The 11,806-nt window shown below is 68.5% G+C and carries 7 protein-coding genes; 5 read left to right on the top strand and 2 right to left on the bottom strand.

Annotated features, from left to right (window positions below; translation table 11 throughout):
- Nucleotides 1–43 precede the first annotated feature (43 nt).
- The 5 genes from CHU93_RS09795 (at nucleotide 44) to CHU93_RS09775 (ending at nucleotide 9,473) form a co-directional block, all read left to right on the top strand.
- Nucleotides 44–766 carry a hypothetical protein gene (locus CHU93_RS09795; protein WP_094473894.1) on the top strand — a complete coding sequence of 241 codons (723 nt, stop codon included), beginning with the start codon at nucleotides 44–46 and terminating at the stop codon, nucleotides 764–766.
- Nucleotides 691–3,225, top strand: a complete 2,535-nt coding sequence (locus tag CHU93_RS09790) for a caspase family protein (RefSeq protein WP_094473893.1) — start codon at nucleotides 691–693, stop codon at nucleotides 3,223–3,225. The genes CHU93_RS09795 and CHU93_RS09790 overlap by 76 nt, the downstream gene beginning before the upstream one ends.
- Before the next feature lie 85 nt (nucleotides 3,226–3,310).
- On the top strand, nucleotides 3,311–6,520 hold the full coding sequence (locus CHU93_RS09785; protein WP_094473892.1) for a caspase family protein: 3,210 nt from the start codon (nucleotides 3,311–3,313) through the stop codon (nucleotides 6,518–6,520).
- The gene (locus CHU93_RS09780) at nucleotides 6,517–8,430 is read left to right on the top strand and encodes a caspase family protein (protein ID WP_165768681.1); all 1,914 of its coding nucleotides are present in this window, start codon (nucleotides 6,517–6,519) and stop codon (nucleotides 8,428–8,430) included. The genes CHU93_RS09785 and CHU93_RS09780 overlap by 4 nt, the downstream gene beginning before the upstream one ends.
- Complete coding sequence (locus CHU93_RS09775; RefSeq protein ID WP_133064372.1) at nucleotides 8,427–9,473, top strand: serine protease; 1,047 nt, start codon at nucleotides 8,427–8,429, stop codon at nucleotides 9,471–9,473. Before CHU93_RS09780 ends, CHU93_RS09775 begins: the two co-directional genes overlap by 4 nt.
- On the opposite strand, the gene CHU93_RS09770 is transcribed toward CHU93_RS09775, so the two are convergent.
- Both CHU93_RS09770 and CHU93_RS17945 read right to left on the bottom strand, forming a co-directional pair.
- Nucleotides 9,474–11,225, bottom strand: a complete 1,752-nt coding sequence (locus CHU93_RS09770; RefSeq protein WP_094473890.1) for a hypothetical protein — start codon at nucleotides 11,223–11,225, stop codon at nucleotides 9,474–9,476. It abuts the gene before it with no gap.
- A gap of 138 nt (nucleotides 11,226–11,363) precedes the next feature.
- Nucleotides 11,364–11,806, bottom strand: a 443-nt coding sequence (locus CHU93_RS17945; protein WP_243375507.1) for a PEPxxWA-CTERM sorting domain-containing protein, incomplete at its 5' end; no start/stop codon positions are given.

Here is an 11,806-nt window from a genome sequence, read left to right as displayed (position 1 = left end):
AATTCGGTTCAACTTTCTTAACAATTGGCGAGAGGCGCACGCCATGCCGGGCTTGTTGACTCTGTGTGTGCGTGTGCTGGCCATCATGGGTCTGGCGGTTCCGGCGCTGGGCCAGCCCGCTGGCGATGCCGTGCAGCCCCGCATCATCGTGCAATCGGTGACCGATGGCGGCATCGACGTGGCGGCCTGGACACCGGATGGCCGCTTCATCTGGACAGCGTCAGGCATGGCGCGCGAACTGCTGCTGTGGGATGCGGCGCAGGGTGTGATCATCGACCGGTTGCGCCTGCCCAGCCCGCCGGGCCGGGCCGTTGATCTGTTGCGGCTGCAGGGCATGGCGGTTTCGGCCGATGGCGCCATCCTGACCATTGATGGCGACACCACGGGCGTTGGCGATGAGGTGATCATCGCGCGCCGCCGCTATCGCGTGATGCTGGCCAGCCGCCGCATCGACATCGTCGATCCCCCGGTCGCGCGGCTGGACATCAGCCCGGCTGACTGGATCGGCGGCCTCACCGCCCGGATCGAGGCGCTGTCCGTGGTTTATGCCGGGGGCACGAAAATCCCGCTGGCGCAAGCGCTGGCGGCCTTGCCGGCCTTGCCGCGTTCGCCCGATGGCCGCACCGAACTGCTGCGCGCCGGCACCGGCTTTGCCCTGCGCGGCGGCAATGGCGTGATCCGCCGACACGGGTGCGCGATATCGGCATCAGCATCGCCGATGCCGAACTGTCGCCTGATGAACGCCATCTGGCGGTGCTGGGCCTGACCGACGAGCGGGCGGCCAACGGCAAGGACTGGTTCCAATCGGTGTATCTGCTGGATTTGACCACCGGCCAGATGCGGCTGCTGGTGGCGGCGGCCGGCCCCTATCAACGCATCGCCTGGCTGGACAATGATCATTATGTGCTGATGGCGCAGGACGCGGCCGATGATCCGCAGCGGGCCAACACCCGCACTGGCCGCCCGGCAGCAGCGGCGATCGTCAGGGCGGTTTCGGGGGCGACGCAGGCGGTGGTCGGGGCGCGCTGTTTCATGGCGGTGCTGCCCGGCGGCCGCCTCATCGGTGCCAGCCTCGCCAATTGCCGGCGCGATGCCGGCGATGACCGGCAGTTGCAGATCTGGGCAGACGGCCGCTGGCGGAATTTCGCGGGCCAGATCATGCCGGCCAATGCTGATGTCCGCCAGATTGCAGTGTCGCCGGTTGGCGATCGCCTGGCCTACGGTCTGCGCATGGGCGGCACGATGCGCATCGTGGTTGCCGATCTGGCGACTGGCGCAACCATCCGCTCGCTTGATCTGGACAGCGGGACGGACCTGACCCGGATCAGCTTTTCGCCCGATGGCCGGCGGCTGTGGGTGGCAATGGCCGGCATGCTGGAGGAATGGACGATCGATGCGTTGCCGGATGCCGACGGACGCCCGGTTGCGCGGGCATTTCCGGTCAGGATCATCCTGGCCCAGCGCATGGCCAGCAACGGCCGCCGCCTGATGATCAGCGGCCCGGCCGAGGAGCGCATCCACACCATCGATCTGGCCAATGGCCACCCGCTGGCGGCCACCGAATTTGCCGGCGCGGCGGCGGTGGGCATGATGCGCACCCGGCCGATTTTGTGGGCCGCATCGACCAGCGGCGGCATCCGGTTCTGGGACCAGCTTCTGGGCAGGGTGCTGGCGACCGTGGCGTTGCTGCCTGATGGCCGCTTTGTCGCGGTGGCCCCGGATGGCCGTTATGACACCAACATGGGGCCGGATTCGGAAAAATTCCGCTGGCTGTTTTCCGATCAGCCGGACCGCTCGCTGCCGCCGCAAACGCTGATGCGGGATTTCTATGAACCACGCATGATCGCCAAGCTGATGGACTGCACCAGCGCCGGCCGTTGTGCCAGCATCCTGCAAAAGGTGCCGCCGGTGGCCGGGTTGAACCGGGAACTGCCGCTGGTGGCGGTCACAGCGGTGCGCGCCACCGACAATGGCGCGGTGGCGGTGGATGTGGAGGCCCGCGAAATCCGCGACGCCCGGACCGGGCTTGCATCGGGCGTCCATGGCATCAAGCTGTTGATGAACAACCGCGAAGTCGCAGCGGATCCCGTCAATGATTTCAACATGTTTCCTGATCTGGCCGCTTGGCGCAATGCAAGTTTCACGCGGGAAGACGATGCCAGCGGCGTGCGCCGTTGGTGTTTTCTGGTTCCCATCCCCAGCGATGGCAAGCCCATCGAGTTTGCCGCCTGCAGCTTCAATGCAGATCGGGTGAAGAGCGACACGGCCCGTCTGTCATGGCAGCCGCCGCCGCAACGCCCCCGCCCGCGCCGCGCCTTCGTGCTGACCATCGGGGTGAATCATTATCAGGAACGCCGGCTGCAGCTGGGCTTTGCCGTGCCTGATGCTGAACTGATCGGGCAGCGCCTGGCGGCCATTCCGGGTCATGACGTGCAGCGCACCCTGCTCACGACCAGCCGGGGCCGGCAGGTGACCTCACAGGACATTCTCGATCCGATCGCGCTGCTTGGCCCCCTGCTGCCTGTCACCCGCGAAAAGCTGCAGTCACGGCTGCGAGCCGGTGGCCATGATCCATCCCGGCTGCGCGAAGCAACCCCCGATGATGTGGTGATCATCAGCTTTTCCGGCCATGGCGTCGCTGATTCCGGCGGGAATTTTGCCCTGCTGGCATCGGATACGCGCTGGGATCTGTCCCGAACCTTGCCGGATCCGCGCCGGGCGGTGGAGATGGCCAGTCTGACTTCGGTGTTTCGGGCCATCCATGCCGGGGAAATCGCCTTCATCATCGATGCCTGCCATTCCGGGGCGGCGGTCGACACGCCGGATTTCAAGCCGGGGCCGATGGGCGATCCGGGGCTGGGCCAGCTGGCATTTGACAAGGGGCTGCGCATCCTGGCCGCCACCGAGGCCGACAATGTGGCGCTGGAGGATGCGGCCCTGGCCCAGGGTTTTCTGACCGCGGCGCTGGGCGAGGGGCTGACGCCCTCCGGCGGCCCGGCCGATCTGGATGGCAACAAGGCGATCACGCTGGATGAATGGCTGCGCTATGCCGTGCAGCGCCTGCCCAGCCTGGAGGCGGAGATGCGCAGCGGCACCGGCCCGCTCAGCGCACGCGGCGTCTTGCTGGTGATGCCCGATCATGGCCCGCCACCGCGCGCGCAGCAGCCCAGCCTGTTCGATTTCACCAACGCGGCCTCGCCGGTGCTGTTGCGCACATCGCCTTGACGGCCGGCACGGATCATTGCCCGATCATTGACTTGCGCCGCCGGGCAGCCCAGATTCCGGCAAGTTTGGGACGGGGGATGGCGCGATGCCGGGCATCATGATGCTGGTGGTGCGGGTTGCGTTGCTGATGGGGATGTTGTGGGGGTCGGGTGCGCTGCTGCGCGCGCAGCCGGCCGCTGCCCCGCCAGCACCGCCCGCCGTGCAGCCCCGCATCGTGCTGCAGTCGGTCAGCGAGGTTGGCCTGGATGTCGCGGCCTGGTCGCGTGATGGGCGGCTGCTCTATACGGCGTCGGGCCTGGCCCGCGAGCTGCTGGTGTGGGATGCCCGCGATGGCATCATCCTCGATCGCCTGCGCCTGCCGTCGGCGGCCAATGCCACGGCGGAATTGATGCGGCTGAAATCGCTGCAGCTGGCCGCCGATGGTGCCAGCCTGACCATTGATGGCGAAGTGATTGACCAGCGTGCCACCGGCATGCGCAGCCCCCGGCGTTACCTGGTCGATCTCGCGCGGCGCCGGGTGGTGATGGCAAAGGACGCGCCTGCACTGCCGCCGCTGCCGGCCGGCATGACGGCGATTGACGATGTCATGCGCTGGGTCGATGCGCTGGCGGCCCTGCATGGCACGGGCAGCACCACGCCCCCCGCGCAGGCCCAGGCCGTGTTGCCCGCGCTGCCGGCATCGCCCGATGGCCGGACCCAGCTGATCAGGGTCAACCCCGGCTTCAACCTGCGCGGTGCCGATGGCAAGGTGCGGGCGATGCGGGTGCGCGAGGTGATGGGCAGCATCGGCGATGCCGAACTGTCGCCGGATGATCGGCTGCTCGCCATCCTCACCCTCAACGAGGTGCCCGATCCCACCGGCACGGGTGTCACCCCGGTGGAGGTGCTGGATCTGGCCACCGGCACGATGCTGCCGCGCGTTGATGCCAGGGGCAGTTATGATCGGGTGAAATGGCTGGACCGCAACCGCTATGCCATCATTCCCGAAGATGATGAGGATGATCCCAAGGCCGGCGGCGCGGCCGCCGACAAGCCGGCCGACACGCGGATTATCCAGGCCCGCAGCGGCCGGGTTCTGCAGGATGTGCCCAGCCTGTGTTTCATGACGCCATTGCCCGATGGCCGCATGCTGGGGGCGGGGCTGGCCAATTGCCGGTCGAAGGTTGGCCGGGACCGCGGCCTGTATCTGTGGAACGGCAAGGCCTGGCAGCCGCTCGACAATGTCGAGGTGGAACGCGGCGTGGAGGTGCGGCGGCTGGCCGTGTCGCCACGCGGGGACCGGTTTGCCGTGTTGCTGCGCCTGCCGGATGGCCAGTTGACCCTGACACTGGTGCCGTTCGCGGCCACCGCCGGCGATTTTCCGCAAGTGGCGCTGGAAGCCGGCACCGATATCAGCCTGATCAATTTCTCGCCCGATGGCAGCAAGCTGTGGATCGCCGGTGAAAACAGCCTGGTGGAATGGAATGGCGATGCGCCCTTTGATGCCGCCGGCAATCCGGCGCTGCGCGAATTGCCGCTGACCAGCACGGCCCCGCAGCGCATGGCCAGCAACGGCACCCGCCTGATGCTGAGCGGGCCGTTCGAGGAAAGCATCCAGATGGTCGATCTGGCCAGCGGCAAGGCGCTGCGCGCCGTGTCATACCCCGGCGCCGGAGCGGTGGGGTACATGCGCAGCCGCGAGGTGATCTGGGCAGCCTCCAGCACCGAGGGCATCCGCCTGTGGGATCAGCGCACCGGCGCCGTGCTGATGACGATCAGCCTGCTGCCGCGCAGCCGCTATGTCGTGGTGGCGCCCGATGCCCGTTATGACACCAATGCCGGGCCGGAGGCCGATCTGTTCCGCTGGGTGATTTCCGATCAGCCCGGCCGGTTGTTGCCGCCGCAGACGCTGATGCGCGATTTCTATGAGCCCCGCATGATTGCCAAGCTGCTCGATTGCAACCGGGCGCGCAATTGCGGCACCGTCCTGCACAAGCTGCCCTCGGTCGCCAATCTGAACCGCGAACTGCCGCTGGTGCGGGTGATGGCGGTTCGCCCCGCCGGCTATGGCCAGGTGGAGGTGGATGTGACCGTGGCGGAAACCCGCAACCCGGCCACCGGCCTCAGTTCGGGCGTATATGGTGTCAAGTTGTTGATGAACAACCAGGAAGTGGCCCGCAACCCCGACGATCCCTTCGCGCCGCCAACGCCGGATCTGCCCAGCTGGCGCAAGGCCAATTTCACCCCGCCCGGCGATGATCAGGGCCGGCGATACTGGACCTTCACCCTGCCCATCCCCAGCGATGGCCAGCCGATCGAATTTTCCGCCTACAGCTTCAACGCCGATCGGGTGAAGAGCGACACCGCCCGCCTGCGCTGGACACCGCCGCCGATGGCGCCGCGCCCCCGCCGTGCCTATGTGCTGACGATCGGGGTGAATGATTATGCCAGCCGCAACCTGAAGCTGACATTCGCGGCGGCCGATGCCGAACTGATTGCGGGCCGGTTGCAGTCCATCCCCGGCTATGAGGTGCGCCGCGCCACCCTGACCAGCGCGCCGAACCGGCCGTTGACGGCCGAACATGTCACGCTGGCGCTGCGGTTGCTGGCCGGCCCGGAGGATGCCGGCATCCGCAAGATGCTGGCGGCGGCCGGGCATGATGGCTCGGCGCTGGCCCAGGCCACGCCGGATGATGCGGTGATCATCAGCTTTTCCGGCCATGGCTTTGCCGATGCCGCCGGTGCCTTCTCGTTGCTGGCCAGCGATGCCGAATGGGGCGCGCTGGAACCGGCGCCCAAGCCCGACAATCTGATCACCGCCGATGATCTGACCATGTGGTTGCGGGCGATCGCCGCGCGCGACATCAGCTTCATCATCGATGCCTGCCATTCCGGTGCCGCCGTCGACAGCCCGGATTTCAAACCCGGCCCGATGGGCGATCCGGGCCTGGGGCAATTGGCGTTCGACAAGGGCATTCGCATCCTGGCGGCCACCCAGGCCAAGAGCCTCGCAATGGAAAACAATGGCTTGCAGCATGGCTTTCTCAGCTATGCGCTGGGAGAGGGGCTCAATCCGGACGAGCCGAAGGCCGATGCTGACCGCAACGGCCAGATCTGGCTGGATGAATGGCTGCGCTATGCCGTGCGGCGGGTGCCCAGCCTGGCGGACATGGTGGCCAGCGGCGACACGACCTCGCTGCCGCGCGGCGTGCTGCTGATGATGCCAACCGAGACGGCGCCGCCACGCCTGCAGGAGCCCAGCCTGTTCGATTTCAACCGGCGCCGGTCGCCGGTGCTGCTCAGGGGCCAGCCATGATCCGTTTGCTTGCCGGCCTTTGGCTGTTGCTGATGCCGTTGGCGCCGGCAACGGCGGCGGTGCGCGCCGTGTTTGTCGGCATTGACGATTACCGCTTTTCCACCTCGCGCGGCTTTGCCAACGCCGGCTTTGCCAATCTGGCCGGCGCGGTGGCGGATGTGAATCGCATCCGCCAAGCGCTGGGCCAGGCGCTGGGCGTGGATTTCGGGCCGATGCCGGCCCGGCCCGGGTGCCAGCAGGTGGGCGATGCGGCGATCACGCTGGTCAACCATTGCGCCACGCGCGACCGCATCCTGGCGGCGTGGGATTATGTGATCGCGCAAAGCCGGCCGCAGGATATCGTCATCCTCTATTTCGCCGGCCATGGATCGCGCTTCATCGATGGCAAGGTGCTGGATCAGGCCAGCCGTTACAACAGCACCCTGATGCCGCATGACGCCCGCGATCCGGAGGCCGAGAATCTGGCGCAGAATGACATCATCGACCATGAGGTGCGCAGCGTGATCGATGCCGCCACGCGGCGCGGCGTGCGGGTGATCACCATCTTCGACAGCTGCAACAGCGGCACCGCCAGCCGTGATGGCAACAGCGCCAGCCGCAGCGCCCCCAGCCTGGCTGTGGAGGGCCTGACGCCCCGCCGCGCGCCGGCGCAATATGGCAATCTGGGGGCGTGGCGGGTGCATCTGGCGGCATCCGGCGATGGCCAGGATGCGCGCGAGAGCGGCAAGGTTGATCAGCGGGCGGGCGTGTTCACCAGCGCGCTGGCCCGGGCGCTGGCCGCCATGCCGGATGCCAGCTTTGCCGATATCGCCGCCCGGGTGGCGGTGGAGGTGCGGGCTGTCACCAATGGCCAGCAGGTGCCCCATGCCGAAGGGGCCTTGCGGGCCAGCCTGTCGGGCAATGAGATCAAGGTGCCGCTGTACCGGGTGGTGAACGACAATAGCGGCCTGTTCCTGGTCGGCGGCCAGCTGCTGGGCGTGACGCGCGGCTCGCGCTTTGCGCTTTATGCCGGCACCAGCGCGGCGCTGGCGGGCGATGGCGTGACCGCGATGCGCGCCGTGGTGACCAATGTGCGCGGCGCGGTGGCACAATTGCAGCTGGAAGGGCCAGCGCCGGCGGACCTGCCGGCCGAACTGGTGGCGCGCGAGCTGGGCCATGAATTTGGCGGCCGGGTGCTGCCGCTCAGGGTTGATGATCCGGCGGCGGCGCCGGTGGCGGCGGCGCTGGGCTTTGTGCGGCTGGCCCCCAATGCCGGCCTGATCCTGCAGCGCGGCGATGATGCCATGCTGCTGTCCCGGTCCGGCGGCCCGATGCTGGCGCGCTTGCCGCTGCCGGGTGATCCGGCCTTTCCCGACCGGCTGCAGGCGGCGCTGGGCAAGATTGCCCGGGTGGAACAATGGCTGGCGGCCCTGCGCGGCGGCGAAGACCTGTGCCTGGCGGTGAGCAATGCCGAATCGCGTGGCTACAACCCGGCCAGCTGCCCCATCGGCCCGCCGCCGGCCAGCGTCACCCTGGCAAAAACGAAGTCCATCCGGCTGGGCCTCGTCAACCGCTCCCCCCAGCCGCGCCAGCTTTATGTGTTCTACGTCGGCCCGAAATATGATGTGACCCTGGTGTTGCCGGCCTTTGGCGGCCGCGATGAACCGGTGCTGCCCGGCGGCAATCTGCGCGATGCCGCGGGCATTTTCCCGGCGGATCTTGGCGATGTGCGCGTGGTGGCGCTGTCGTCCAACTTGGCGCTGGATGCCACCGCGCTGGAACAGACGGCCACCGATGTGATCGATGCCGATGCCTGCCTGTCGGCGGTGGCGGCAGCCTATTGCAAGCCGGTCAGCGCCAGCCGGTCGGGCGGCCTGGGCGACATCAATGGCTGGTCGGCCGTGGTGATCCCGGCAAGGGTGCTGCCATGATCGGGCTGGCTCTGGCCCTGGCCGCGGGCCTGGCGCAGCCGGTGCTGCCACCGGAACCGCCGCCGCCACCACCGCTGCCCGAACAGGCGGCACCGGCCGCCGCCGGCGGCGGGGACGACACAAGGGTGGTGCGCGGCACCCCGGCGGCGCAGTTCGTGCCCTGGCAGGTGCAATTCTTCACCACCTTGCCCATCCCCGAAGCCGAGCTGCAGGCCGATCGGGCCAAGCCGCCCGGCGACCGCACCAAGCGTTATTTCGACAAGATGGACCGCACCGAACAGGATCATCTGTGCGGCGCGGTGCTGGTTGCCGATGGCTGGGCGTTGACGGCGGCGCATTGCCTGGTCGATGCCGAAGGCCGGTTCAGCTTCCGGGTGGGCCAGCTGCGGGTGCGGCTGGGCAGCAACCGGCTGGACCGGGCCACCGAAATGGCCATCGAACGCGCCGTGGTGCACGGCGGCTATGTGCGCAAGCGCAGCCGGCTCGATGATATCGCCCTGATCCGCTTGCAGCCGATTGATGGCATCACGCAGCCCGCGGTGGCCGCACGGGCCGAGCCGATTCCAATTGAAACCGGCGCGGTGCCGGCCGGATCCACGCTGGTGATCACCGGCTGGGGCCAGACCGGCGAGCGCAAGCCGAAACAGGTGCAGGATGTGCGCGGCCTGCCGATGCGTGGGCCCGACAAGGGCCGCCTGCTGGAAGGCCGGCTGACGCCGGTTGCGGCCGACGAATGCCGCCAGATCCCGGGCTATGCCAAGGCGCTGGGCCCCGGCGTCATCTGTGCCGTGGGCGCCGACGACAAACGGCAGGACAGTTGCCAGGGTGACAGCGGCGGCCCGCTGACGCTGCAGGGCCGGCTGGTCGGGCTGGTCAGCTGGGGGCTGGGCTGCGGCCGGCCGGGGGTGCCCGGCATCTATACCCGCGTCGCCTTTTACCAGGACTGGATTGATCAGGTGATGCGCCAGGCCACGGGGCCGGCACTGGCCGGGCGGATCAGCCGCTGCACCCCCGCCGGCCGCGCGCGGGTGGCGTGCGGCTGATCAGGACGGCACCGCCAGCTTGCGATCGGCATAGCTGGACCGCCATTCGGCCAGATCGGCCAGCATGATGGCTGCGGCTTCCTCCAGCGCGCGGGCGGCAAGCATGGGCGACAGGCCATCGCGGCGCAACAGCGCGGCCACGCGCGCCAGCCGCTCGGCCGTGGCCTGTGATCGCCGGGCCACGCCGGCAAAATCCCCGGCACCGCGCAGCCCGAACAGCGCACCGCCCAAGGTGGGCAGCGCGGCGCTGAGCAGGCTCAATTCCAGGCTGAACGGCTTGATGGCGGCATAGGCGACGATCAGGCCCACCAGCGTGCCCACCCCGATCAGCCCGGTCAGCATCAGCAACGCCTGGCCGCCGCTGTGCAGACGGTGATCCAGCCGGTGCATGCGATCATGCACCAGATGGTGATAGGCGATCTGCCCATCCAGTTCATGGGCGACGATGTGGCGGGCCAGCGCCGTGAAGCCGGCCTGATCGGGCGGTGCACAGGGGTGCGGCAGGCCCTGCCAGATCGCCAGCGCATACCAGTCGGTCCAGCGGCGTGGGCCGATCAGGTCGCGCCCCGGCGGGCTGGCGGCGCCCAGCATCCTGAGGCTGCGCTGCAGCCGCAGGGTTTCGGCGAGATAGCGATAATCCAGCCAGCGCCGGTGCCATTGCTGGCCATTGCCGATGCTGGTGTTGGCCACCACCGCGCCCACCACCAGCAGTTCGGCGATCAGCAGCGGGATTTTCGCCCCCGGCAGCAAGGCCGCCAGCAGCGCGAACACCACCGCCACCGACGCACCAAAGAAATTGAACACCAGCCCGCTGCGGAAGATATGGGCATAATGGGTGGCCAGGCCATCGGCCCAGGCAAAGGCCGCTTCCAGCCGGTCATGGCCCTGCGGCGCGGCCCCGGCGGCGGCACAGCCTTCGGCATGGCCGGCCCAATCCTCGCGATTGGCGGCGCGATAGGGCATCGCCTTCAGAAACCCGCGCCGCAAGCTCTGCACGCCGGTCACCGCCAGCAGCAGCGGCCATTCCGCCCGCCAGCGCCGCAGCTGTTCGGTTTCGGCCAGATAATCATCCAGCTCGGTCGCCGGCAGCGGCGGCGTCAGCAGCACGGCCAGTGTCTGGGCCAATGCGGCATCATCCAGTTCGCAGGCCGGCACCGTGTCCAGCCGCAGCCGGTCGGGCGGCACGGCATCAAGGCCGGCCCACAGCAATTCGGGCGGGCCGCCGTCGCTGGGCACATGCACCACCGGCACGCCGCGCCGCACCGCCTCGGCCACCACGGCCGCGGTGCCGCCCGGCCCGCGCTCGGGCTCTCCGTCCCACACCGCGATCAGCAGGTCGCAGCCCGCCACGGTGACATCGCCGGCCAGCACATAGGCCGCATCGCCGCTCACCGAGCCGGCGGGCGGGGTCCACACATGATCGGCGCGGGCCACCAGGCTGGCCATGCGCGCCCGTTCGGCCGGCGCCATGGTGGTGGCATAATGATCCTGATCAAAGGGCAGCAGCGCCACCAGGCGATAGCCCTGGGCCAGCGCGGTTTCGGCGGCAATCTGATCGGCGCCGGCGGCCAGCCCCGACACCATGGTGAGGCGCGACGGTTCATCGGCAAAGCGGCCACGCTGCTGTTCGGCGATGCGGCCCACATCGGCGCGCATCCGCGCCAGCACACCCCCCACCGCCGCCGCCAGCGCCGGCTCCACCGCCGGGTCAAGCGTGCGATGGCCGGTGATGCCTACAGTGAGCGCCAGCAAGGGCCGGGGCGGGTGCTGGCCCGTCAAGCGGTCTGGTGCCGGCATGATCGCCCGCTCGTGCCCGTCTGCAGCCCCTGCCCCATGTCATCCCCTTGCGTTTCACGGCCATTTGACCGCTTATCGCCGGGCAAGCAAGGGTCAAACCACCGCGTGGCGGCGACGGCGCATGGCAGCACCGGTCAACCCGAAGCCGGCGATCAGCATCAGCCAGCTGGCCGGTTCCGGAACGCTGCCGGGCGGGGGGACAAAGACGCCGCTGTAGATGATCGGCGGAGCGACCGGATCGGTCCTGGTATCGGGGACGCTCTGCGGTGCAAGCGCCGTTTCGATCTTGTATGCATCGAATTTTGCGCCAACCACCGGGCTGTATGAACTTGGCAGCCCGGCAAGCGACGCCAAGCCGCTTCGCGCTGCGCTGAGTTCAGAGCTGCCATCGTTGCGGGGATCGCCGAAGGCGACTTGCAGGCCGCCACAGGTGGCGAAGTCGCTGCAGGTGCTTTCCATGCGGATGTCTGTGCTCAGCACATAGTAGAAATCCCGCGTTTCATACCCATAGCCCGGATTATTCACCGGCCGGGTGA

It is taken from the genome of Sandarakinorhabdus cyanobacteriorum, from assembly GCF_002251755.1.
Lineage (GTDB): Bacteria > Pseudomonadota > Alphaproteobacteria > Sphingomonadales > Sphingomonadaceae > Sandarakinorhabdus > Sandarakinorhabdus cyanobacteriorum.
Note: the sequence above shows the minus strand (reverse complement) of the source record. Positions and strands in the feature narration are given on the sequence as shown.